Source organism: Streptomyces sp. XY006 (genome assembly GCF_002237655.1).
Lineage (GTDB): Bacteria > Actinomycetota > Actinomycetes > Streptomycetales > Streptomycetaceae > Streptomyces > Streptomyces levis.
Genome location: NZ_NOKT01000043.1, coordinates 1 through 23,036, shown reverse-complemented (window position 1 = coordinate 23,036; position 23,036 = coordinate 1). Strand labels below are relative to the sequence as shown.

Sequence of the window (23,036 nt, the reverse complement as noted above, 5' to 3'; positions counted from 1 at the left end):
CATGCTGTGCTCATCCGGGGGACAACCCCCGGACCCCCGGCCGGCCCCGGGAGCTCGGCATTGCGATGAAAGGTCTGATTTTGTGAAGCTCAGCCGCCCCGTGTCCTGGTTCCTGCTCGCCTTCGGGGTGTGGAGCTGGGTCATCTGGATCACTTTCGTCAAGAACCTTGTCAAGGACGGCAGCGGACTGGCGTTCGACGACGGTCGGCCCACGGCGTACTTCTGGGTGCACCTGCTGCTCGCCGTCGTTTCCTTCGTATTGGGGACGGTCGTCGGGGCCATCGGGTTGCGTGGTCTGCGCGCACTGCGCCGGACGTCATAACGGCAATCGGGAGACACGACACCGTGGCCATCGTCTTCGTACTCGTCGCCCTGCTGGTCCTGGCCGTCATCGTGACGGCCAACTGGTATGTGTGGCGCCGCCTGTTCCGCGACACCACCCGCGGACCGGGCCCGGCCCGCCGCGCGGGCGCGGTGCTGATCGCCGGCGGCTGGGTCCTCGCGATCACGGCCCTGGTCGCCGAACGCTCGGGCGCCCCCTTCTGGCTCCAGCAGGTCCTCGCCTGGCCCGGTTTCCTGTGGCTGGCACTGTCGATATACCTGCTGCTCGCGGTCCTCGCGGGCGAGGTCGTCCGGCCGTTGCTGCGCCGCTTCCTGGAGCGGCGGGACCGAGCCGGGGAGCAGGGCCCCGAGGCCGCAGCGGTGACGCCCGCCGCCTCACCGCCACAGAAGGTCACCGTGCCCGGGCGGGCGCCCTCCACCGTGGCGGCCGACCCGGAACCGGCCCCCGCGTCCGGCCCGCCCGCCGACGCCGGCGGCCCCTCCGGCCCCTCCCGCCGTCTCTTCGTCTCCCGGGTCGTCGGCGGAGCGGCCGCCGCCGCCGCTGTCGGAACCGTCGGGTACGGGACGTACGGCGTGCTGCGCGGCCCGCAGGTCAAGCGGGTCACCGTGCCGCTGGCCAAGCTGCCGCGCGGGGCGCACGGGTACCGGATCGCCGTGGTCAGCGACGTGCACCTCGGCCCCGTCCTGGGCCGCGGCTTCGCGCAGAGGGTCGTCGACACGATCAACGCGACCCAGCCCGACCTGATCGCGGTCGTCGGCGACCTGGTCGACGGCAGCGTCAAGGACCTGGGCCCCGCCGCGGCCCCGCTGGCGCAGCTGAGAGCCCGGCACGGCTCGTACTTCGTCACCGGCAACCACGAGTACTTCTCCGGCGCCGAACAGTGGGTCGAGGAGGTCCGGCGGCTCGGCCTGAACCCCCTGGAGAACGCCCGCCGGGAACTGCCGTACTTCGACCTGGCCGGGGTCAACGACGTCGCCGGTGAGGAGGAGGGCCAGGGCCCCGACTTCGCGCGGGCGCTCGGCGACCGGGACCGGGCCCGCGCGTGCGTGCTCCTCGCCCACCAGCCGGTGCAGATCCACGACGCCGTCGACCACGGCGTCGACCTCCAGCTCTCCGGCCACACCCACGGCGGCCAGCTCTGGCCCGGCAACCTCCTCGCCTCCGCCGCCAACCCCACCCTCGCGGGCCTGGAGCGCTACGGCGACACCCAGCTCTACGTCTCGCGCGGCGCCGGCGCCTGGGGCCCGCCCACCCGGGTCGGGGCACCGTCCGACATCACGGTGATCGAACTGGCGTCGCGGCAGGCGTGACCCGGGCCGGTGAGAGCTTCCCGGACCCGGACCCGGACCCGTCCTAGGACCCGGTGGTGCGCCTGGCCGGGTCCGGGATCGCGCGGGTCATGCCCGGCAGGAAGTCCGTGAACAGCTCGTGCACCTCCCGCACGAGCGGCCGCAGCACCCGGAAGCGGGCCAGGGCGACCCCGCGCGCGGTGAGCCGGGCGCCCCGCTCCGCGAGCCGGTAGCTGCGCTCCCGCCCTTCGGTGCGGTCGAAGATCCAGTACAGGACGAGGCCCATCTGGGACAGCCACATCAACTCGGGCAGGATGTCCCGCAGTTCCTCGGGCACCTTCGTCTTCGTCCCGGCCAGCACCTGCCGGTGGACGCTGATGGCCTCCAGGCGCGCGTGCTCCGACTCGGGCGAGAAGGGGCTGAGCGGACTGTCCGGGTCGGCGGCGTTCTTGAAGAACTGCACCGCGAACTCGTGGTACGGCGTGGCGATGTCCAGCCAGGCCCGCAGCACCCCGGCCAGCCGGGCCTCCAGGTCGCTCTCCCGCTCCAGGATCTCCCGGACGGCCAGCTGGTGCTCGGCGGCGATCCGGTCGTAGAAGCCCTGGATCAGGTGCTCCTTGCCCTCGAAGTAGTAGTACGCGTTCCCGACGGAGACCCCGGCCTCCTTGGCGATGGCCCGCATCGTCGTCTTGTCGTAGCCGCGTTCCTGGAACAGCCGCATGGCCGTCTCCAGGATCAGGGCGCGGGTCTGCTCGGACTTGCTCGGGGTGGCGCCGTCGTCGGGGCCGTCGTTCTTCTCGGGCACGGGAACAGAGCCTAATGCCAGGGCCGGTGCGGTCACCGTGGGGCGCAGGAGCCGTCGCCGCAGGACGGCGCGGTGTGGGTCCAGCCGGTGTCGGGGTCGTACGCCCACCCGTCCGCCCGCCGGTACACCCGCCCGCCCCACTGCCCCGCGCCCCACTGCCCCGCGCCCTGCTGTCCCGCGCCGCCCTGCCCCCGGTGCCACTGAGCCCCGCGCCACTTGGCGGCGGCGAGCACGGCGCCCTTGGCGAGCCGGGCGCCGGCTGGGGTGCTCAGCCGGTGGGCGAGCGGCCGGTGCTCACGCAGCGCCCACAGGGTGACGATCCAGGCGGCCGGGCCGCGGTAGACCTGCCCGGCGTCCCCGACGACGGTGATCTCGTCGAGGGTGGCGCCGTGGTCGAGGCCGGGGAAGCGCCGGCGGGCCTCCGCGGAACCGGCCGGGACCGGCTCCAGCGGCACCAGCTGGGGCTGCCGCACGAGCCAGTCGCGCAGGAACGCGCACAGGGAGCACTCGGCGTCGTAGAGGACGGTGATCCGACGGACCGGGGCGGGTGCGGTGGCGTTCATGTGACCGGGCTCCGTTCAGGCCTGGGCCTGCGGGGCGGCCCAGCCCTGCGGCGGCACCGGCGGGACCTGCTCCCGCTCCATGGCGCCCCGGCGCCGGATCCGGTTGAGCACGTAGACGTTGGCCAGGTGCATCACGCCGAGCACCAGCAGCACCACACCGAGCTTGGTCGACAGGGCCTCGAAGATCCCGCGGGTGTCGGTGATGGTCTCGTCGTCGCTCAGATACAGCGCGACGAAGCCGAGGTTGACGAGGTAGAAGCCCACCACCAGAAGGTGGTTCACGGCCTCGGCGAGCTTTTCGTTGCCGTGCAGCACGTCGGCGAGGAAGATCCTGCCGTTCCGGCTGAGCGTGCGGGCCACCCAGATGGTCAGGCCGATGCTGACCAGCAGGTAGATGACGTAGGCGACGACCGTGCGGTCCATTGCCCCCACCCTTCTTGAACACGTTCAAAACGCTGTCGGGGATGACTGTAGACCTATTTTTGAACATGTTCAACACAAGGCGCGGGGTGATTGTCAGTGGTGGCTCGTACTGTCGTCGGCATGGCAATCGTGACGTTCGTCGACGAGACGACAACGGGGGAGCGGCGGGCGGCCTGGGGGCTGGAGATCGCCGAGGAGAGGCTGAGCGTGCGGGAGTTGATCCGCCGCCGGGTCTTCCAGGAGGTGGCCGAGTTCAACGCCCGGACGCCGGAGGTGTTCCAGGGACTCGTGCAGCCCGAGGACACCGAGCGCGTGCTGAACGGGTACGCGCTGCGCACGCCCCGCCGCATCGACCCCGAGGCCCAGACGGCCCTGGCCCTGCGGGCGTTCGCGGGGAACGGCTTCCTGGTGCTGGTCGGTGACCGTCAGCTCACCGACGCGGACGAGGAGATCGACCTCCCGCTCGGCACGGAGGTCACCTTCCTGAAGCTCGTCCCCCTGGTCGGTGGCTGATGAGCGCCTTCCGTACACCCCGGTCGCACATGGACCGGCTGCGCGACAGGATCGCCGACGGCGACATGGGCCGGGTCGCCGACGAGGCGCTGCGCGTCCTCGACTCCAGCCGCGGCGGCTGGGGCGGCAGTTGGGAGCAGGTGCTGGACCGCCTGCGCGAGCTGCAGGCCGAGCGCCGCCGCGAGCTGCTGCACGCCCTGGCCGACCGGTTCGCCCAGGCCGGTGCCGACACGGAGGACCGCTGCCGCCATCTCGCCCTGTGTGCCCTGGTCTCCGAGGGCCTGGACGACGACCCGCTGGCCGCCGAGCGCCACCGCGCCCTGGACGAGCTGGCCCGCCGCCAGACCTTCTGGTACGCGGCCCGCTTCGACGTCCTGGTCCGGGCCGAACAGGCCGCGGGCCGCCCGCTCCCCGCTCCCGTGGTGGCCGTGGTCCGCCGCGCCGCCCTCGACGCCTACCGCGCGGACGACCTCATGACCCTGTCCCGGCAGCTCACCGACCCCGTCCTCAACGTCGGCGAGGCCTGGGCCGACCAGGCCCTGAGCGAGGCCACCACCGCCGACTGGCAGGCCCTCCTGCGGCACGCGCTGACGGCCACCGCCTCCAAGCCCACAGCCAAGTGGGACAAGGGCGCGCGGGCCCTGCTGGACACCCTCGGCACGGAGGCCGTCCGCGAGCGGGTCCTGCCCTGGCTCGCCCTGGTCGGCCGCCCCCGCACGCTCCCGCTGGAGCGCCGCGAGTGGGAGCCCGACGTCAACAGCGCCTACGACCCCTACAACGCCACCGCCCTGCGCGGACTGGCCTGGCTCCTGTCCCTGCTGCCCCCGGACCCCGGCACGGCCCGGGCCCTCGGCGCCCTGGTCGAGACCTCACTGAAGAAGGTCGCGGGCCTCGGCCCCCGCAACCCCAAGGTCGCCAACGCGGGCGTGATCGCGCTCGCCCGCGTCGACTCCGAGGCGGCCCTGGCCGAACTGGCCCGGCTGGCCACGCGGGTGACGTACAAGAACACCGCCAAGCTCCTCGACACGGCCCTTGAGGCCCGTGCCACCGCGCTGGGCCTCAGCCGCGAGGAGATCGAGGAACTGGCGGTCCCGGCCTACGGGCTGACGGAGGCCGGCCGGGCCACCCGCCGTCTCGGCGAGGCGACGGCACTGCTGGAGATCGAGGGCACCCGTACGGTCCTCACCTGGCGCAACGCCGCGGGCAAGCCCGTCAAGAGCGTGCCGGCCGCGGTGAAGCGGGACCACGCCGAGGAGCTGAAGGAGCTGAAGGCGGCGGTCAAGGACATCGACAAGATGCTCTCGGCGCAGAGCGAGCGCCTGGACCGCCAGTTCCTCGCCCGCCGCATTTGGCCGTACGCCGTCTGGCGCGAGCGCTACCTCGACCACCCGCTCGTCGGCACGCTCGCCCGCCGCCTGCTGTGGACGATCGACGGCACGACCGCCGGCTACGCGGACGGCGAGCTGCGGACCCTGTCCGACGAGCCCGTGCGGGAGGGCGCGTGGGTGGAGCTCTGGCACCCGGTCGGCCACGCACCGGCCGAGATCGTCGCCTGGCGCGACTGGCTGGAGCGGCACGGCATCACCCAGCCGTTCAAGCAGGCCCACCGCGAGGTCTACCTGCTCACCGACGCCGAGCGCGCCACCGGCACCTACTCCAACCGTTTCGCGGCGCACGTCCTGCGCCAGCACCAGTTCCACTCCCTGGCGGCCGTCCGAGGCTGGCGCAACAAACTCCGCCTGTGCGTCGACGACTCGGCCCCTCCGGCCACCCGCGCGCTGCCGCAGTGGGGACTGCGCGCCGAGTACTGGATCGAGGGCGACGGCGAGGAGTACGGCGTCGACACCACCGACTCCGGCAGCTACCTGCGCCTGCGCACCGACCAGGTCCGCTTCTACCCGATCGACGCCCCGGAGAACTGGGCCTCCACCTACGGCGGCGGGTACAGCATGTGGCTCGAACCCGGCCAACGGCGCGTCGAGCCCCTCCCGCTGGAGGACATCCCGCCCCTGGTCCTCTCCGAAGTCCTGCGCGACGTCGACCTGTTCGTCGGCGTCGCCAGCATCGGCAACGACCCGACCTGGCAGGACGGCGGCCCCGGCGGCCGGTTCCGCGAGTACTGGACGTCGTACGGCTTCGGTGAGCTGAACCAGAGCGCCGAGACCCGCAGGCTCCTGCTCGAACGCCTCGTCCCGCGCCTGGCGATAGCCGACCGCTGCACGCTGGAGGGCCGCTTCCTCCACGTCAAGGGCGACCGCCACACCTACAAGATCCACCTCGGCTCGGGCAACATCCTCAGAACCCCGAACGACCAGTACCTCTGCATCGTCCCGAAGTCCGACCCGAAGGCCCAGGGGACGGGTTACCTGCCCTTCGAGGGCGACCGCATGCTGTCGGTGATCCTCAGCAAGGCGATGCTGCTGGCGGCGGACACGAAGATCACGGACCCGACGATCCTGAGCCAGCTGTAGCGGGTCGGGGTCCGCCTTCTCGAAGACGGACCCCGATCCTGGTGCTTCGTCGTCACCCGATGGCGATACGGGTCTTCCAATAATCGGCTCGGGCGATGACCTCGGCACCCGGGCCGCTCAGAGCGGTCTTGCTGCCCGAGTGAAAGCGCACGGATCCGTCGGCCAGGACAGCCCACAGATCGGGAACGGTGTCGCCGTTGGCACTCGGCGTGCCCATCAGATGGGGCATGGCGCTGCTGGACCAGCCCGAGGCACCGTACTCGTTGTCTGTCCCGCCGGCAGAGTTGGCCGCGGTAGCCAGCGAGGTGAGATTGGCCCCGCCGCCCCTTCGGCGTGAAGCAGGTGTCTGAAGTCCGTGTCGGCGTGCGACGCGGCCAACTTCGCCAAGACGGACGACCCGGGAGCCTACCGTCCCTGGTGGGACACCCCCGGCAACCTCAACTGCAAGTCCACTTCCAAGCTGTGCCCGCCGTTCCCTTCGTTCTGGACGCAGCTCCGCCTGGACACGGTGACCACCAAGGCAGCTCGCCCGGGCCAGACCGGCCTCGGCAAGGTGGACATCTACACCCTGCACCAGTCCTTCCCGGAGGACTGGTACGACACCTCGCCGGGCCTCTGGCTCAACTCGATCACCCGCACCGGCTTCGGCCCCGGCGACACCACCGGCACCCTTCAGTCGCAGGACGGCGTCAGCTTCTCCCACTACACGGTCGGCGCGTCGTCTCCGCTGCGCACCCGGCTCAAGGACCGTCAGCTGCCCAATCTCGTGCTGACGGGCAAGAGCGACCAGCGTCCGGGGTTCACCCGCCCTCGGATCGGCACCGTCTCCACCGAATACGGCGGCGACATCGAGGTCGAGTACACCGGAGGCTGTGCGAGCGAGCCCTCCGAGGACAAGGGCGAGAACAACGGCACGTGCTACCCGGTGCGCTGGTCACCTGACGGCGACGAGCGCACCCCCGCGAAGTCCTGGTTCAACAAGTACGTCGTCGCCTCCGTGACCGAGACCGACAAGGTCACTTCGCACAGCAAGCCTGTCGTCACGATGTACTCGTACGCGGACCCGGCGTGGGCCAAGAGCGACGACGAGTTCACACGCCCCGCTCTGCGGACGTACAGCGACTGGCGCGGGCACCGGCAGGTCACGGTCAAGAAGGGCAGCAAGACCAGCTCCGAACCGGGTGTACCCCAGTCCCAGTCCCAATCGGTGACGCGCTACTTCCTGGGCATCGGCGGCGAGGTCAAGGACAGCGAAGGCAAGTACACGCTGCTGACGGACGACGCGCCGCAGTACGCGGGCCTGACCGCCGAAACCATCACCTACGTCGATTCGGGTGGCGAGGTCCTCAGCCGGACCGTGAACTTCCCCTGGTCGAAGGAGACGGCGTCCCGCCCGCGTGAGAACGAGGACGCGACCACCGCCGACCCGCTGCTCGCGCATCGCACAGGAACGAAGCGGTCGGACGAGATCCAGAAGGTCGGGTCCAGCTGGCGTGCCGTTCGCACGCTCCAGATGAACGGGTACGCCTACGCCAACAACAGCCCGGTCTCCCATTCCGACCCCACGGGGCTGTGGATCGACGACGGGACTGGCCACAGCGAGCCGCACCCGGATGCCACGAGTAAGTCGCATAAAAAGGTCGGCGCTTCTGCCGGTGGCGCCTCGGCGAAGACATCCGGAAGACAAGGGCGGGACAGTGAGGACATGGTGGCTGACACCATTCGTCACAATGCGGCGGTGCGGTCCGTTGCGGCGTATCTCTCTGCCGTGTATTGGCAGAATCCGGCGGTGCAAGTCAGTACTAACGTGAAGATCCCAAAGGGTGGTACTGGCAAGACGAAGGACGGTTTCGCTGATGTGGTCCTGTACTTCGACGACTACATCTTCATCTGGGAAGTGAAATCCGCCATAAGTGCTGAGAAGGCAGCTCCTGCCCAGTTGGATCGCTATGTCAGAGCAATGCAGAAGGAGCAGCGCAAGTACGGGAAAACGGTGCAGCGTGGCCACGAGCTCCAGCAGATTGCGACCATGGACCCCCTGAACCCAAAGCAGCAACTGGTCGCTCAATCGACACGGTCGCGGTTTAATTCACCGCGTACTGGTGAGCGGTATCAGGGAGTCGTGGGATGGTGGACTCGAAGTCAGTCGAAGAAAACTCCGAGAGGTCACGAACCGGCTACCGTGCGAGCGCCTCTGAGCGTCCAGGTCTGGCAGCCCACTCCGGAACAGCAGAGAAGCATTGCATGGTCAGCCATCGGTGCTACCAGCCTCTATGTGCTCGGGAAGATGGTGACGAGTCCCTTCGGTCTTGAGTAAGGTAAACGAGTGGACATCATTCGCTCTCTTAACGCCAACGTCTCTCACGGGTTGGTGAGCGAGCTGACCGTGTACGACGCGGACTCGGCTGGGCTGTCACAATGTGCGATGAAGTGGCTGACAGAAGGAGTGCGGGAGCTCGCACGGGCGGACATTCTGGTAAGGGCCGACCGACACAGAGTGTCCAGTAGGGGGAGCACACACTTCCCCGTCATGAGCCCGAGCGATGGGTCCGACCGTTGGAGCGTTGTCTCTGCGGCCCCTCAGGACACGTTGGAAGTGCGTTACAACCCCTACACCCCTGACGTGCTGCCTTGGTTGCGGCAGGTGGTCGACGACCGGGCTGAGTCGGTCTCTGTTACGAGCGGGTTGTTCACGCAGGACGGTGACATCGGCAACCCCGACGTCTCAGTCTCGGTCATGTTCGACGAGGAGCTCCCGGAGTATGTGAAGCTGACTGTCCACGTTGACGAACGAGATCTGCTTGCCCCAGGAACGGCCACATCGGTTCAGGGCGGCCTGTTGCGATCCGTCCGGTGGGTTTGTGAGCGGTACAAGGTTGTCTTCGGGCACGTCTCCTATCGTCATGCGTGCGGCGAGACGGAGCTTGAACGCTTCCTCAAAGGGTACGCAGGTGATCCCACGGCCAACACACCTGAGTGGCGCTCACGGCTGCGCGGGTACTCCTGGCTCATGGTCGTCCCCGCCGAGATCTCTGGCACATTGGGTGGCGCTGACGCACTGCGGGCTTCGGGCGCATTCCACTCCGTGACCATCTTGCCCAATGGAGGGTTGCTGCTCCAGGCCACTCCCACGTTCCGTGAGTACCGCGGTCAAGCGGTGGAGAAGGTACACCGCGCTGTGCGTGACGTGCTCGTGACTGGCGAGTTCCGACGCCTCCCTCCTATTCCTGGCCTGCCCCCGACGCACATGGTCGTCCTACCAGACTGACGCCGTCCGTTTAGCGGCATGGACGCCCGTGCAGTTCCGCTCAACGGATGCTGCGGTTCCAGGATCGGTGTTCCCGGCTGCGGGCGAAGTGCGTAGACAAAAGGCCCCGTCACCAGCGGTGACGGGGCCTTCCCGGTCAAGCGGTCGGGCTCAGTAGCGGCGCGTGATCAGCGCCCTCTTCACCTCGGCGATCGCCTTCGTGACCTCGATGCCGCGCGGGCAGGCGTCCGTGCAGTTGAAGGTCGTGCGGCAGCGCCACACGCCGTCCTTGTCGTTGAGGATCTCCAGGCGCTGCTCGCCCGCCTCGTCACGCGAGTCGAAGATGAAGCGGTGCGCGTTGACGATGGCGGCCGGGCCGAAGTACTGGCCGTCGTTCCAGAAGACCGGGCACGACGTGGTGCAGGCCGCGCACAGGATGCACTTCGTGGTGTCGTCGAAGCGCTCGCGGTCCTCGGCGGACTGCAGCCGCTCACGCGTGGGCTCGTTCGTGTCCTTCGTGATGAGGAAGGGCATGACGTCCCGGTACGCCTGGAAGAACGGCTCCATGTCGACCACGAGGTCCTTCAGCACCGTCAGGCCCTTGATGGGCTCGACCGTGATCGGCTTCTCGGGGTTGATGTCCTTGATCAGCGTCTTGCAGGCCAGGCGGTTCTTGCCGTTGATCCGCATGGCGTCCGAGCCGCAGATGCCGTGCGCGCAGGAGCGGCGGAACGTCAGCGAGCCGTCCAGGTCCCACTTGATCTTGTGGAGGGCGTCGAGGACGCGCTCCTTCGGGTCGATCTCGACCTGGAAGTCCTCCCAGGTCGCGTCCGCCGCGACCTCCGGGTTGAAGCGGCGGACCCGGAAGGTGACCGTGATGTAGGGGGAGTCGGCGAAACCGGGCTCGGGCTTGCCGGCCGCGTCTTCCTTGTCCAGAACAGGGGTAGCCATCAGTACTTACGCTCCATCGGCTGGTAGCGGGTCTGGACGACCGGCTTGTAGTCGAGACGGACGGTTTCGGAGCCGTCGGCGCCGACCTCGCGGTACGCCATGGTGTGCCGCATGAAGTTGACGTCGTCGCGGTTCGGGTAGTCCTCGCGGTAGTGACCGCCGCGGGACTCCTTGCGGGCCAGCGCGGAGACGGCCATGACCTCGGCGAGGTCGAGCAGGTTGCCCAGCTCGATGGCCTCCAGCAGGTCCGTGTTGAACCGCTTGCCCTTGTCCTGGATCGCCACGTTCTTGTAGCGCTCGCGCAGCTCCGCGATCTTCTCGACCGCCGTCTTGATGGTCTGCTCGGTGCGGAACACCATGACGTTGGCGTCCATGGTCTCCTGCAGCTCGCGCCGCAGCTCCGCCACGCGCTCGGCGCCGGTGGAGTTGCGCAGCCGCTCCACCTGCTCCAGCACGAGCTCCGCCGGGTTCTCCGGCAGCTCGACGAAGTCCGCCTTCTGCGAGTACTCCGCCGCCGCGATGCCGGCCCGCTTGCCGAAGACGTTGATGTCCAGCAGCGAGTTGGTGCCCAGGCGGTTGGCGCCGTGCACGGACACGCAGGCGACCTCGCCGGCCGCGTACAGGCCCGGGACGACCGTGGTGTTGTCCGCCAGGACCTCACCCTCGACGTTGGTCGGGATGCCGCCCATGGCGTAGTGCGCGGTGGGCTGGATCGGGATCGGGTCCGTGTACGGCTCGATGCCGAGGTACGTACGGGCGAACTCGGTGATGTCCGGGAGCTTGGCGTCCAGCTGCTCCGGCGGCAGGTGCGTGAGGTCGAGGTAGACGTGGTCGCCCTCGGGACCGCAGCCGCGGCCCTCACGGATCTCCGTGTAGATGGAGCGGGACACGACGTCACGGGACGCGAGGTCCTTCATGACCGGCGCGTACTTCTCCATGAAGCGCTCGCCGTCCTTGTTGCGGAGGATGCCGCCCTCACCGCGGGCGCCCTCCGTCAGCAGGATGCCCATGCGCCAGATGCCGGTCGGGTGGAACTGGAAGAACTCCATGTCCTCCAGCGGGATGCCCCGCCGGTACACGGCCGCCTGGCCGTCACCGGTCAGCGTGTGCGCGTTGGACGTCACCTTGAAGAACTTGCCGCAGCCGCCGGAGGCGTAGATCACGGCCTTGGCGTGGAAGACGTGGATCTCGCCGGTGGCCAGCTCGTACGCCACCACACCGGCCGACTTCTTGACGCCGTCGACCTCGGTGATCAGCTGGTCCAGGACGTAGAACTCGTTGTAGAACTCCACGCCCTCCTTGACGCAGTTCTGGTACAGCGTCTGGAGGATCATGTGGCCGGTGCGGTCGGCCGCGTAGCAGGAGCGGCGGACCGGGGCCTCGCCGTGGTTGCGGCTGTGACCGCCGAAGCGGCGCTGGTCGATGGTGCCGTTCGGGGTGCGGTTGAACGGCAGGCCCATCTTCTCCAGGTCGAGGACGGAGTCGATGGCCTCCTTCGCGAGGATCTCGGCGGCGTCCTGGTCGACCAGGTAGTCACCGCCCTTGACCGTGTCGAAGGTGTGCCACTCCCAGTTGTCCTCCTCCACGTTGGCCAGCGCGGCGGCCATGCCGCCCTGCGCGGCGCCCGTGTGGGAGCGGGTGGGGTACAGCTTGGTCAGCACGGCGGTGCGGCTGCGCTTGGTGGACTCGATGGCCGCGCGCATGCCCGCGCCACCGGCGCCGACGATGACGGTGTCGTACTTGTGGATCTTCATGATTCTCGCAGCCCCGTGCCTAGCGGATGTTCGGGTCGAAGGTGAAGATCACCAGCGTGCCCAGCAGGATGGTGAACACCGTGGCCGTGTAGAGCAGGCCCTTGAGCCACAGCCGGGTGTTCGCGCGCTCCGCGTAGTCGTTGATGACCGTGCGCAGGCCGTTGGCGCCGTGCAGCATCGCCAGCCACAGCATCAGCAGGTCCCAGACCTGCCAGAACGGGGACGCCCAGCGGCCCGCCACGAAGGCGAAGCCGATCTTGGAGACGCCGCCGTCCAGCACGAGCTGGATCAGCAGGTGGCCGAGGACCAGCACGACCAGCACGACGCCGGACAGGCGCATGAAGAGCCAGGCGGCCAGTTCGAAGTTGCCCCGGGTGCTCTTCGGGGTCTTCTTGGTCCGCTTGCGCGGGGCCTCGATGAAGGGGGCCGGGTTGTCGACGGTGTAGACGGCGCCACCCTCGACGGGGCCGACGCCCGCGGCGGACTTCTCAGTCGTGGACATTGGCGTCAGCTCCCGAACAGTTCACGAGCGGCGTGGCCGAGGACGGGGTAGATCGCCCCGAGCATCAGCACGACCCACAGGGCGACGACCGTCCAGAGCATCTGCTTCTGGTAGCGGGCGCCCTTGATCCAGAAGTCGACGGCGATGACACGCAGGCCGTTGAGCGCGTGGAAGAGGATGGCGGCGACGAGGCCGTACTCCAGCAGCGCGACGATCGGCGTCTTGTACGTGGCCACGACCTTGTCGTAGGCCTCGGGGGACACCCGCACGAGGGCGGTGTCCAGCACGTGGACGAACAGGAAGAAGAAAATGAGGACGCCGGTGACTCGGTGAGCCACCCAGGACCACATTCCTTCCCGGCCGCGGTACAGCGTTCCAGCCGGCACGGAAGTTTCCTCCGGGAGCGGTGATTGGGGCCGCGCCGGCTTTCCTTGTCGGTCGGGCCCGGCCGGGTACGGTCCACCGGCCCCCAGCATCGTAGCGAGGCACTGCGGCCGGGCTGCGCCGGGGTCCCGGGGTGTGATCAAACTGGCACGCAAAGGGGTACTGGTGGGCTAGTGCGACGCGGAGCCGCGCGGCGTCCGCGCGGTGCCGGGTGCGGGCGGTCAGTGGCTGATCGCGCAGTTCCCGGCGCCCCTGAGGGCGTGCAGCAGCCGTTCCCTGGCGAGCCGCCGGAGTTCGTCCGCCGCGACCACGCGCTCCTCTTCGGGATCGTTCGCCAATCGTGACCGGATGGCTTCGAGGAGTCGGTCCAGGGTCTCCGAGGGGGAGACACCGTCCAGGCAGATGACGAACACGTGTCCGAAGCGGGCCTCGTAGGCGGCGTGGGCCGCGTTCAGGGCCGTGTGGGCCGCGGAGTAGGTGTCCGGCGGGAGCGTGGGCAGGGGCTCGGCGGCCAGGGCCTCGGTCAGGTCGTCCCAGGTCAGGTCGTAGGCCGCCTCGTCGGCGGCGGCCAGCAGGGAGTCCACGTCGGGGTAGGGGCGGTGGTCCGCGACGCGGCGGGACCAGCGGGGGCTGCGCAGACACGCGAGGAGGGTGCGCTCCAGGTCCTCCGCCGAGGCTGCGTTGAAGTGCTCCACCGGTATGGCCAGGCGACCGGGGAGGTCAGGGGGACGGTGCGCGGGCAGCGTGGGTCCTCGTGGGCGTCACGTGTGTCGGCAGGGCAATGTTGTGAGAGTTGTGACGTCACGCTATCGAGTACGACCGTGGCGTGTCCGACGGATGCCCGAATTTCACCCGGGGGAGAGAGTTTCGGAACGCGTGGTGGACGCGCGCCCGGGCGCGCCGGGTCTTAGGTTGGCCGTGTGAGTCAGCACAGGCGCCGGGCTTCGGCGAAGCAGGTGAAACAGCGGCAGGTGCTGGTCGTGGCCATGGCGGTAGCCCTGGTCGTGGTGGCGGCCGGCGTGAGTCTGGGGCTCTGGGCGGCCTCGGGCGGCGACGGCGGGCCCACCGCACCGGAGGCGAGATCGTCCCGGGGCGGGGCCGCGGCGGCTCCCACCCCGACCGGGCAGGAGACGAGCCCCGGCCCCAGCCGCTCGTACCCCCTGTCCACCGCGCCCCGCACCATCCCGGCCGTGCGCGACCACACCCCCGCCCGCGGCCCGGGCTGGAAGCCCGGGGACGGCGACCGGGTGGTCGTGAACGACCCGGCGCTGGCCGACGAGGGGCGGCTGATCGCCGGAGAGCTGGGGCTGACGTACGCCGGCGAGAAGGACGACGACCGGGACGGGGACCTGCGGCTGTCGCTGGAGGACCGGAAGAACGCGAACCCCGAGTCGTACGTGATGACCGTGCGCGACGGGCGCGTGGAGATCAGCGGGCCCGCGGAGGCCGGTGTCTTCTACGGCACCCGCACGCTCAAGCAGGAGACCCACGACGGCGGCACGGCTCCCGAGGGCGTGGTGCGCGACGAGCCGGCCAAGGAGCGGCGCGGTTTCATGCTGGACATCGCGCGCAAGAACTTCACGGCCGGCTGGATCGAGGACCGCGTCCGTGAGCTGGGCGATCTGAAGTTCAACGAGCTGGGGCTGCACTTCTCCGACGACCAGGGATTCCGGATCGAGTCCGACACGCAGCCGGAGATCGTGTCCCAGCCGCATCTGACCAAGGCGCAGGTGCGGAAGATCATCGACCTGGCGGAGAGCCGGCACATCACCGTCGTGCCCGAGATCGACTCGCCCGGGCACCTGGGCGCGGTCCTGCGCGCCCACCCCGACCTGCAGCTGCGCACCGCGCAGGGCTCGGCGGTGCAGGGCGCCATCGACATCTCCAAGCCCGAGAGCGCCGAGATCGTCGACGAGTTGCTGAACGAGTACGCGGAGCTCTTCCCCGGCAAGCCCTGGCACCTCGGGGCCGACGAGTACCAGGCGCTGGTCCGCTCCGACCCGGAGGCGTCCTTCCCGCAGCTGGCCGCGGCCGCGCAGGAGAAGTACGGCTCCGGCGCCACGGTCGCCGACCTCACCACCGGCTGGCTGAACGACCGGGCCGCCACCGTCCGCAAGCACCAGCGCGTCCCGCGCGCCTGGAACGACGGCTTCTTCCGCGGCGGATCCGTCCAGGCCGACCAGGACATCCAGGTCGCCTACTGGACCGGCAAGGAGATCGGCGCCCGGCCGCCCCTGGAGTACCTGCAGGCGGGCCGCAAGGTGCTCAACTACAACGACGAGTTCCTGTACTACGTGCTCGGCGAGCCGCAGACCTTCGTCTATCCGACGGGGCAGCGGATCTACGAGCAGTGGACGCCCCGCGTGCTGCGCGGCACCGCGGCCGTCCCGGAGCGCTACGACGGGCAGATCCCCGGCGGCTCCTTCGCGGTCTGGTGCGACCTGGCGAACTCCCAGACGCAGGACCAGGTGGCGGCCGGCATCCGGATGCCGTTGCGGGCGACCGTGCAGAAGCTGTGGGACCCGGACAGGCCCGAACTGTCCTGGGCCGAGTTCCGGGCGCTCGCGGACAGGCTCGGCTGACTCCGCTCGAATTGGCCCATACGGCTGCGAACGCCCGTACGGCTGTGGTGGTCTTCTGAGGCGAGTCGAATCGAATATGCCGGGGGGAACCGGGACATGGGCTACTGGGGATACTTCGTCGTCGGCCGGGGGGAGCGGCCGCTCGCCGAACTGGACGCGCTCGCGGGCGCGGCGGACGCGATGACGCGGCACACCTCGGCACCGGACGGATGGCAGGTCTGGGAGTACCCGGGCGGCGAGGGCGACGTGGGGAACATGAACGACCTCGCGGGCGAGACCGGCGCGCCCGCGCTGTTCGGGTACGTCATGAACAGCGAGTGCGTGGTGCTGGAGGCGGCCGCTCCGGAGAGCGGGGCGTGGACGACCTGCCTCGCCCGGGGCGCCATGGCCGGGTACCTGGGTGCCGGGCAGGAGGGCCTCACGCTGGAGGACTACTTCCTCGAACCCGGCGACGCCGCCGAGCGCGCGGTGCGCTGGGCCGCCGAGGCCGGGCACGAGGTGAACGCCGGGACCCTGCTGGACGTACTCACGTCAGACCCCGATCCCCTGGCCGAAAACCTCTTGTTCCGCTTCCTCGACAGGCTGGGCGTGGTGCCCCTGTGACACTCCGGGGCCGTCGCACGCAGTAAGGGGAAGTGCGGGTTCCGTGAGGGGTGAGGCTGGAAGTGGCCTGGCAGGGCCCCGTAGAAGGCCCGCGGAGGGAGGCGTGGATGAGCCTGGTGGAGTTGATCGCACAGGCCGACGAACGCGGGCTGGCCGCGAGCGGGCTGGCTTGTTTGGATCGGTGCGTGCCCCTGCTGGGCGGTGACGACGAGACCCTGCGGCCGCTGTGGGCGAGTCTGACCGACGGTGCGGAGGCCGCCGAGTGGGGCGAACGGCTGGAGCAGGCCCGGGCGAAGCTGGACGCCGCAGGCGAGGAGGACGAGGCGGTCTCGCTCGCCCACCGGATGCTCCAGGCCGCTCCCGCCGAGCGGTCCGCCGCCGCGGTGCGCGTCTGGGCCGACGCCTGCTCCGTCGCCTCCCTGCAGATCCACCGGCTCCTCGACCCCTCCGAGGACGACGCCTCCTCGGTCTCCGTACGCCGCGAGGGCCGCACCGAGGGCATGTCGCCGCTCGTCGCCGCCGAGCTGCGCCGGCAGGTCGTCGTCCTGGAGGTCCTCGCCGGACACGGGCAGAACGGACTGCGCCGGGCGCTGGAGGTGTCGACGGAGGGGCGGCGGGTGCTGCGGGCGGTGGTGTCGCGCCGGAACCGGCACCAGGGCTGACAGCCGCGGCGTCAAACCCCCTTCCGTGAAAGGGTCCTGTGACTGTCCCCCGGACGCGGTGGGGCGGTCCTGCGCTGCTTCGGGGCAGCCACCGGAATCCGGGTGACGAAACGCTTCCCCTGAGCGCTCTTGGGGATGTGACGACTCAAGCGGAGACCAGGCCGTCGGCGGCGACCAAGCCCATGCGGTGGGCGGCGGACACAGTGGCGACGATGCGCGAGGGAGCACGGCTGCGCCTCGACTACTCGGCGCAGAGTCTGTGGAGCGTCGACCGGATGATCGAGGAGATACGGCGCGAGGGAGCGCCCTACGCCGCCGTCGAGTCGGTGCTGCGCGGCTTCGGCGCGTACGCGGGCGAGGTGATGGCGCGTCAGGCCGGTGCCGAGTGGTGGGCGAGCGGCGGCGACCACTGGGTCCGCACACCCGACGGGCGCCTGTGGGACCCGATCGAGGAGGCCCGCCGCGCCTACGCCGGGCACGGCTCGCTGCGGCTGCTGTGCCGGGACGCGACCCGCGGCACGCCCCGGCCGTAGCCTCTGCCGCCGCGGCCGTGATCCTTGCCGCCTCAGCGGCCGGAGGCGCCGGGCGCGAACCAGTCCGGTGCGAACGGGTCCGTCTCCTCCGGGGCGGGCTCGGTGGGCTTGCCCGCGTTCCCGGCGAGGGTGCGGATCTGCGGCAGGTCGTCGTAGAGGTGCTGCCCGGGGCACTCGGTCGGGTAGCCGTCGCGGTGGCCGGAGATGCGGTGCATGGTGACCTTCTCGCCCAGCTTGTACTTGCCGTTGTTCGCCCCGGCGGTCAGCACCACCGTGCCGGTCGGGTCGATGCCGTACAGGCCGAGCTTCCAGGCCGCGACCTTGGCGACCGACTCCCGGACGGCGGCGTTCGCGGTCGTGGCGGAGTAGTCGCCGAGCACCGAGACGCTGCTGGTGTCGGTGTTGAAGCCGTAGGCGTGCGCGCCGAGCACGGGCTTGTCGATGCCGCCCGCGCGGCCCTCGAAGACGGTGCCGCACTTGTCGACGAGGAAGTGGTAGCCGATGTCGTTCCAGCCGTTGCTCCTCACGTGGTACAGGAACACGCCGCGCACGATCGACGCCGACTCGGAGCAGGCGTAGTCGTTGGTGCCCGCCGTGTGGTGGACGAACATCGCCTTGGTGTCGCCGGTGTAGGTGGGCGGGTCCTTCACCAGGGACTCGTCGGCGCCCCAGGCGGAACGCGCCGTGACGGCGGGGCGGTCCGGGGCGAGCGGTCCGGCGGCCGGCGGGACGACGCCCGGCTCCGGCGCGCCGGGTCCGGCCACGTCCGGCTCCACCACGTGCACCGCGTCGTCCGGGCCCCCGTCGGGGTCGACCAGTTCGACACGCAGCCCCGCGGGCAGCCGCTCGCCCGAGACGCGCACCTGGACGCCGTCCGACGGCCCGGTCCACAGCGGCTGGGTGCCGCCGCGCACCCCGGTCCGGGCGCGGTCGGGGCCCGTCTCGGGCATCCGCACATCGGTCTCCAGAGGGCGCCACGCGCTCCACGCTCCGCTGTCCCGGGCGCGGGTGCGCACGTACGCCGTGCCGTCCATGGCCTCATCCGGGTCGTCCCAGGTGATGCCGAGCAGGCTGAACGGCTCGGTGGTGCGCGGGGCGAGGGAGCGCTCGTGCGGGTCGCCGTCCGGCACCCGCACGGTGTGCACGCCGTCGGAGGAGACGGCGAGGGCGGGGCGGGCCGGGCCGAGGGCGCCGAGGGCCAGGGCCGTGGCGACGGCGGTGCGCAGCAGAAGGCGTGTCATGGGGGCTCGTCTCCGGTCCACTTGCGGGGCGGCGGGATGTCCTGAACGTCATTCCCCCCTGCCGGGCCGTCCGTTCGCCCGACGGGAGAAATCCGGCGAACGGAGGACGTCCGGGGGCCCCGCGCACCCTGTGCACGGGGCCCCCGGTCCTCAAGCGGGTGTGCGGGGTGTCACGGCGTCAGGTTCTGCCCCAGCCGGGCGTCCGCCGGCGTGCCCAGCGCCGTCCTGCCGAAGACGACGGAATCGGCGTACCCGAGGCCGGTGCTGTTGCTCGGCAGGTGCAGCAGGACGCCGTCGCCCCCGTCCTCACCGTCGGCGCCGAAGGTGAGGTCGGCCCTGCCGTAGCCGGACAGGTCGGCCGGCGTCACCGACGAGCCGAGGCGGTCGCCGGTCTCCGTGGAGCCGGGGACGCCGGAGGTGTCCTGCGAGACGCCGGCCGAGCCGGAGCCGGTCAGACCGGACGCGCCGCCCTTGAGGAGGATCGCGTTGCCGGCGTCGGCGCGGCTCGTGCCGTCGCGGGTCAGGTCCTCGCCCGGGGCGCCCGCCAGGACGTCGGCGTAGCCGTCGGCGTCGTAGTCGCCGACCGAGACGGACGTGCCGAGGGCGTCGCCGGACTCGTTGCCGCCCGGGACGGAGGCCGTGTCCTGGTGGACGACGCTCATGCCGGTGGTGGTGAAGCCGGTGGACGTGCCCGGGACCATGGTGATCTGGCCGCCGGACTTCCCGCCCGACTCGGCGGCGACGGGCTGGCCGATGACGATGTCGTCGTAGCCGTTGCCGTTGACGTCGCCGGCCGCGAGGGAGCGGCCGCCCTTGACGGAGATGACGCCCGCCTTGGTCAGACCGGTCGCCGAGCCCGCGAAGCGGACCACGCGGCCGATGCCGCCGGTGTCGCGGTAGTTGAGGGCGACGTCCGCGTAGCCGTCCCGGTTGAAGTCGCCGGTCGCGGCGTCGAGGTAGGAGACGGCGCCGGTGGCCGTGGTGAGCGTGCCGTACCGCGTGGCGCCGCCGGTCAGCCGGGCGTTCCAGTTGCCGCCCTTGCCGGTGCCCGCCGCGAAGACGTCCGCCGTGCCGTCGGCGTCGAAGTCGCCCACGGCGACCGCGGAGCCGAGCCTGGCGCCCGTCGACGTGACCCCTGACGTGGTGTAGGAGAAGCCGGTGGTGAGCGCGGGGCCGTACAGCACGGTGACCGCGCCGCGGTCGGCGTGGCCGCTGGTGTCGTCCTCGCCCGGGGCGCCGATCGCCAGGTCGGCGTAGCCGTCGCCGTTGACGTCGCCCCAGGAGGTGGCGGTGCCGAAGCCGTCACCGGACTCGTGCGAGCCGGGCACGCCGGTGCTGTTCTGGGTGAGCGTCACCTTGGCGGCGGTGACGGGCCCGTCGACGCCGCCCGGCACGACGGTGACGCTGCCGCCGCCGCTCAGGGCCTTGGGCGTGCCCGCGACCAGGTCCGTGACGCCGTCCCGGTCGCGGTCGGAGGTGGCCAGGGCGTGCGAGACGCCCGGGGTCTTGGCGACCTGCGCGATCCGGGAGAGCTGGGGGTAGAGGTTCGCGCCGGGGCAGGCGGTGGCGTTGGTGTCCCGGTGCCCGAAGACCCGGGGCAGGGTGACGGAGGTGCCCTTGGCGACCTTGTTGCCGTCCTGGCCGGCCGCGACACCCGAGGTGAGCGTCACCTTGCCGGTCGGGTCGATGCCGTACATCCCGAACTTCCAGGCCACGAGCCGGGAGACGGCGTCCAGGGCGGCGCGGCTGGGCTTGGCCTTCTCGTAGTTGCCGAGGTAGGAGATGCCGACGGTGTCGGTGTTGAAGCCGACGTCGTGGGCGCCGGTCACCGGCAGGTCCATGCAGCCGCTGCGGCCCTCGAAGATCTGGCCGCAGCGGTCGACGAGGAAGTTGTAGCCGATGTCGTAGTAGCCGCGCGCGAAGTGCTCCTGCTGGATGGAGCGCATCCGGGCGCGGGACTGGGCGCAGGACAGGGTGTTGTCGCTGTCCATGCCGGTGTGGTGCACGACGGCGGCCTTGATCTCGGTGCCGTAGGCCGGCGTGCCGTCGTAGTCCGTGGAGGCGCCCCACTCGGCCTGCGTGATGACGGGAGGCTTGACGACCGTGGACGGGCGCGGCTCGGGGACGGTGGGCGTGGGGGAGGCCGTCGCCGAGGGGGAGGCGGACGTGGACGGGGAGGCCGATGTGGTCGGGGACGTGGTGTCGCCCGGGGTGCCGGTGGGCGTGGCCGAGTCGGCCGGTGTCTCGGGCGGTGTCTCGGCCGGTGTGCCGGTCGGGGTGGCCGTGTCGGTCGGTGTGCCCGTCGGCTCGGTCGTCGTCGCCGGGGCGGTGGTCTCCGCGGCGTAGGCCGCGGGCCGCGGGCCGGCCTCGGGGGCGGTGCCCGGGTCGAGCAGCTTCACGTCCAGGCCCGCGGGCTGGCCGCCGGCCTCCGTGCCGTCCGCGTTCACGACCCGCACCTCGATGCCGTCCGCGTCGCCGGTCCACAGCGACTCGGTGCCGCCGCGCAGGGCCGCACGCTCGCCCTCCGCGCCGTCGGCCTGGCTCGGCTCGGCCGCCAGCTTCCGCCAGCCGGACCAGCGCCCGCTCTCCAGGTCCCGGGTGCGCACCTCGGCGGTGCCCCTGACCCGGGCGTCGGGGTCGTTCCACGTCACCAGGACCGCGCTGAACCGGTCCGTCTCCCGCTTGGCCAGGCCCTTGCGCCCGGCCCCCTTGTCCGTGAGCCGCACCGTGTGGACGGACGGCTCGCGGCCCTGCGACCCGGCCGCGGACTCGCTCGGCGGATCGGCGATCGCGTACGTGACCACCCCTGCTCCGCTCAGGACGACGGCGCCGACCGTCAGCCACACCCGTCTTCTCAGACTGAGCGGTTGGTACGCGCGCGTGCTCCGAGGACTCAACTACCCCACCCCTGGTCCTGGACACAAAGACACCTGCTGTCACACAGGCGCCACTCACCCAGCGCACAGCCATGGCCAGACATCACCCTCGGGGCGTGGGGGCGGGGTGCGGGCCGGCCCGCTGTGACACTTCTCGGCGGCCCGGCGCTGATCAGCGTGGAGGACGTGGCACGGACGCGCCGCGCTCGGTACGGACGAGGACGGTTCTTGGGCCAGGGAGGGGAACCCCGGCGCGGGCAGGCGCGCGACGGGGAACTGGGCGCGGCCGTCGCGCGGGCCCAGGACGGTGACGAGGCGGCCTTCGCGGTCGCCTACCGGATCGTTCAGCCGGGCCTGCTCGGCTATCTGCGCGGTCTGGTCGGAGAGGACGCGGAGGACGTGGCGTCCGACGCCTGGCTGGAGATCGCCCGGGACCTCGGGCGGTTCAAGGGCGACGGGGCCGGCTTCCGGGGCTGGACGGCGACCATCGCCCGGCACCGGGCGCTGGACCACCTGCGCCGCCAGCGCGTACGGCCCCGGGCCTCCACGCTGGAACAGGACGTGCTCGACCTGCCCGGGCCGCACAGCACGCACGACCAGGCGCTGGAGTCGCTGTCCACCGCGCATGCCCTGCGGCTGGTCGGCGGTCTGCCGCAGGACCAGGCCGAGGCCGTGCTGCTGCGGGTGGTGGTGGGCCTCGACGGCCCCGCCGCCGCCCGTGTCCTCGGCAAGCGGCCGGGGGCGGTGCGCACCGCCGCGTACCGGGGGCTGAAACGTCTCGCCGCCCAGCTGGGCGGCGACGGTGTGACGGATGAGGCGCGCCGGACGCTGGGGGAGTCGACATGAACGACGTCGGCGGGCCGGGCGCGGCGGCCGGGGCGTCCGCCCTGAACAGGGTGGACGGACGAGACGTATGGATGGGGCCCGGGAAACCGGGCCGGTCGGCCGGGTCATGGGCACCGGGCGGACCGTGCGGTACGCGTGGATCGAGCAGGGACGGAACCGGACATGGGTGAACATCGAAGCGACGGCGGGCTCCCCGGCCGTCGACAGGTGCACCCCACGGACCCCACCACGCCCCCCGGCCGGCCCGCGCCGACCAACGGCGACCGGCCCGCGGGCCAGGACCGTCCCATCGGCCACGGCCGTTCCGCCGGCCCCGACCGGGCGACCGGCTCCGACCGTTCCGGCGGCTCCGACCGGCCCACCGGCCACGGCCGTTCCGCCGGCCCCGACCGGGCGACCGGCTCCGACCGGCCCGCCGCTCACGACCGCGCAACGGGCCCGGACCGGC

General features: G+C 71.1%; 21 protein-coding genes and 2 pseudogenes. 12 read left to right on the top strand and 11 right to left on the bottom strand.

Translation table 11 applies throughout. The annotated features are described in order from the left end of the window. The first annotated feature begins 82 nt into the window (after positions 1-82). Together CHR28_RS38660 and CHR28_RS34560 are read left to right on the top strand one after the other, a co-directional pair. Complete coding sequence (locus CHR28_RS38660; RefSeq protein WP_094057676.1) at positions 83-322, top strand: SCO4848 family membrane protein; 240 nt, start codon at positions 83-85, stop codon at positions 320-322. A 23-nt stretch (positions 323-345) separates the two neighbouring features. After that, positions 346-1,653: a metallophosphoesterase gene (locus CHR28_RS34560; protein WP_094057675.1), complete on the top strand. Its 1,308-nt coding sequence runs from the start codon at positions 346-348 to the stop codon at positions 1,651-1,653. Positions 1,654-1,696: 43 nt separating this feature from the next. On the opposite strand, the gene CHR28_RS34555 is transcribed toward CHR28_RS34560, so the two are convergent. From CHR28_RS34555 to CHR28_RS34545, 3 genes are read right to left on the bottom strand one after another with little or no spacing between them, the layout of a single operon-like run. Beyond that, entirely contained in the window at positions 1,697-2,437 is a 741-nt protein-coding gene (locus CHR28_RS34555) for a TetR/AcrR family transcriptional regulator (RefSeq protein WP_094057674.1), read from the bottom strand. 32 nt (positions 2,438-2,469) lie between these two features. Beyond that, positions 2,470-3,000 (bottom strand): thiol-disulfide oxidoreductase DCC family protein, encoded by a 531-nt coding sequence (locus tag CHR28_RS34550; protein WP_094057673.1) that lies wholly within the window; start codon positions 2,998-3,000, stop codon positions 2,470-2,472. 15 nt (positions 3,001-3,015) lie between these two features. Then, positions 3,016-3,423, bottom strand: coding sequence for a hypothetical protein (locus CHR28_RS34545; RefSeq protein ID WP_094057672.1), 408 nt, complete (start codon positions 3,421-3,423; stop codon positions 3,016-3,018). Positions 3,424-3,543: 120 nt separating this feature from the next. Between CHR28_RS34545 and CHR28_RS34540 the strand changes: the two genes are divergently transcribed. Both CHR28_RS34540 and CHR28_RS34535 read left to right on the top strand, forming a co-directional pair. Next, positions 3,544-3,936 carry a hypothetical protein gene (locus tag CHR28_RS34540; protein WP_094057671.1) on the top strand — a complete coding sequence of 131 codons (393 nt, stop codon included), beginning with the start codon at positions 3,544-3,546 and terminating at the stop codon, positions 3,934-3,936. After that, positions 3,936-6,407: a DUF4132 domain-containing protein gene (locus CHR28_RS34535; protein ID WP_094057670.1), complete on the top strand. Its 2,472-nt coding sequence runs from the start codon at positions 3,936-3,938 to the stop codon at positions 6,405-6,407. The genes CHR28_RS34540 and CHR28_RS34535 overlap by 1 nt, the downstream gene beginning before the upstream one ends. A gap of 52 nt (positions 6,408-6,459) precedes the next feature. On the opposite strand, the gene CHR28_RS38875 is transcribed toward CHR28_RS34535, so the two are convergent. Continuing rightward, entirely contained in the window at positions 6,460-6,624 is a 165-nt protein-coding gene (locus CHR28_RS38875) for a hypothetical protein (protein WP_179272665.1), read from the bottom strand. Positions 6,625-6,747: 123 nt separating this feature from the next. On the opposite strand from CHR28_RS38875, the pseudogene CHR28_RS38650 reads away from it, so the two are divergent. Both CHR28_RS38650 and CHR28_RS34525 read left to right on the top strand, forming a co-directional pair. Beyond that, positions 6,748-8,724, top strand: a pseudogene (locus tag CHR28_RS38650) (hypothetical protein); the annotation flags it as partial. A gap of 9 nt (positions 8,725-8,733) precedes the next feature. Next, positions 8,734-9,675: a hypothetical protein gene (locus tag CHR28_RS34525; RefSeq protein WP_094057669.1), complete on the top strand. Its 942-nt coding sequence runs from the start codon at positions 8,734-8,736 to the stop codon at positions 9,673-9,675. A 150-nt stretch (positions 9,676-9,825) separates the two neighbouring features. Here CHR28_RS34525 and CHR28_RS34520 read toward each other — a convergent pair whose 3' ends face one another. The 5 genes from CHR28_RS34520 to CHR28_RS34500 all read right to left on the bottom strand — a co-directional run bounded on the left by CHR28_RS34520 (position 9,826) and on the right by CHR28_RS34500 (position 13,940). After that, complete coding sequence (locus tag CHR28_RS34520) at positions 9,826-10,605, bottom strand: succinate dehydrogenase iron-sulfur subunit (RefSeq protein ID WP_094057668.1); 780 nt, start codon at positions 10,603-10,605, stop codon at positions 9,826-9,828. Then, positions 10,605-12,359: a succinate dehydrogenase flavoprotein subunit gene (gene sdhA / locus CHR28_RS34515; RefSeq protein WP_094057667.1), complete on the bottom strand. Its 1,755-nt coding sequence runs from the start codon at positions 12,357-12,359 to the stop codon at positions 10,605-10,607. Before sdhA ends, CHR28_RS34520 begins: the two co-directional genes overlap by 1 nt. Before the next feature lie 19 nt (positions 12,360-12,378). After that, positions 12,379-12,861: a succinate dehydrogenase hydrophobic membrane anchor subunit gene (locus tag CHR28_RS34510; RefSeq protein ID WP_094057666.1), complete on the bottom strand. Its 483-nt coding sequence runs from the start codon at positions 12,859-12,861 to the stop codon at positions 12,379-12,381. 5 nt (positions 12,862-12,866) lie between these two features. Further along, the gene (gene sdhC, locus CHR28_RS34505) at positions 12,867-13,247 is read right to left on the bottom strand and encodes a succinate dehydrogenase, cytochrome b556 subunit (protein ID WP_037670267.1); all 381 of its coding nucleotides are present in this window, start codon (positions 13,245-13,247) and stop codon (positions 12,867-12,869) included. A gap of 219 nt (positions 13,248-13,466) precedes the next feature. Next, the gene (locus CHR28_RS34500) at positions 13,467-13,940 is read right to left on the bottom strand and encodes a 2-oxo-4-hydroxy-4-carboxy-5-ureidoimidazoline decarboxylase (protein WP_094057665.1); all 474 of its coding nucleotides are present in this window, start codon (positions 13,938-13,940) and stop codon (positions 13,467-13,469) included. A gap of 291 nt (positions 13,941-14,231) precedes the next feature. On the opposite strand from CHR28_RS34500, the gene CHR28_RS34495 reads away from it, so the two are divergent. From CHR28_RS34495 to CHR28_RS34480, 4 genes are all read left to right on the top strand, one after another. After that, complete coding sequence (locus CHR28_RS34495; RefSeq protein ID WP_094057696.1) at positions 14,232-15,827, top strand: beta-N-acetylhexosaminidase; 1,596 nt, start codon at positions 14,232-14,234, stop codon at positions 15,825-15,827. Positions 15,828-15,923: 96 nt separating this feature from the next. Beyond that, positions 15,924-16,430 carry a hypothetical protein gene (locus tag CHR28_RS34490; RefSeq protein ID WP_094057664.1) on the top strand — a complete coding sequence of 169 codons (507 nt, stop codon included), beginning with the start codon at positions 15,924-15,926 and terminating at the stop codon, positions 16,428-16,430. A 107-nt stretch (positions 16,431-16,537) separates the two neighbouring features. Further along, positions 16,538-17,092: a hypothetical protein gene (locus CHR28_RS34485; RefSeq protein WP_094057663.1), complete on the top strand. Its 555-nt coding sequence runs from the start codon at positions 16,538-16,540 to the stop codon at positions 17,090-17,092. A 182-nt stretch (positions 17,093-17,274) separates the two neighbouring features. Beyond that, positions 17,275-17,625, top strand: a complete 351-nt coding sequence (locus CHR28_RS34480; protein WP_373453415.1) for a hypothetical protein — start codon at positions 17,275-17,277, stop codon at positions 17,623-17,625. Between the two features lie 32 nt (positions 17,626-17,657). Here the strand turns inward: CHR28_RS34480 and CHR28_RS34475 are convergent, their stop codons facing one another. After that, entirely contained in the window at positions 17,658-18,866 is a 1,209-nt protein-coding gene (locus CHR28_RS34475; RefSeq protein ID WP_094057661.1) for an N-acetylmuramoyl-L-alanine amidase, read from the bottom strand. 170 nt (positions 18,867-19,036) lie between these two features. Then, complete coding sequence (locus CHR28_RS34470) at positions 19,037-21,712, bottom strand: N-acetylmuramoyl-L-alanine amidase (protein WP_256984574.1); 2,676 nt, start codon at positions 21,710-21,712, stop codon at positions 19,037-19,039. Between the two features lie 258 nt (positions 21,713-21,970). Here CHR28_RS34470 and CHR28_RS34465 point away from each other — a divergent pair, with 258 nt between their 5' ends. Both CHR28_RS34465 and CHR28_RS34460 read left to right on the top strand, forming a co-directional pair. Continuing rightward, positions 21,971-22,588 carry an RNA polymerase sigma factor gene (locus CHR28_RS34465; protein ID WP_094057659.1) on the top strand — a complete coding sequence of 206 codons (618 nt, stop codon included), beginning with the start codon at positions 21,971-21,973 and terminating at the stop codon, positions 22,586-22,588. 162 nt (positions 22,589-22,750) lie between these two features. Continuing rightward, positions 22,751-23,036: pseudogene (locus tag CHR28_RS34460) on the top strand (hypothetical protein); the annotation flags it as partial.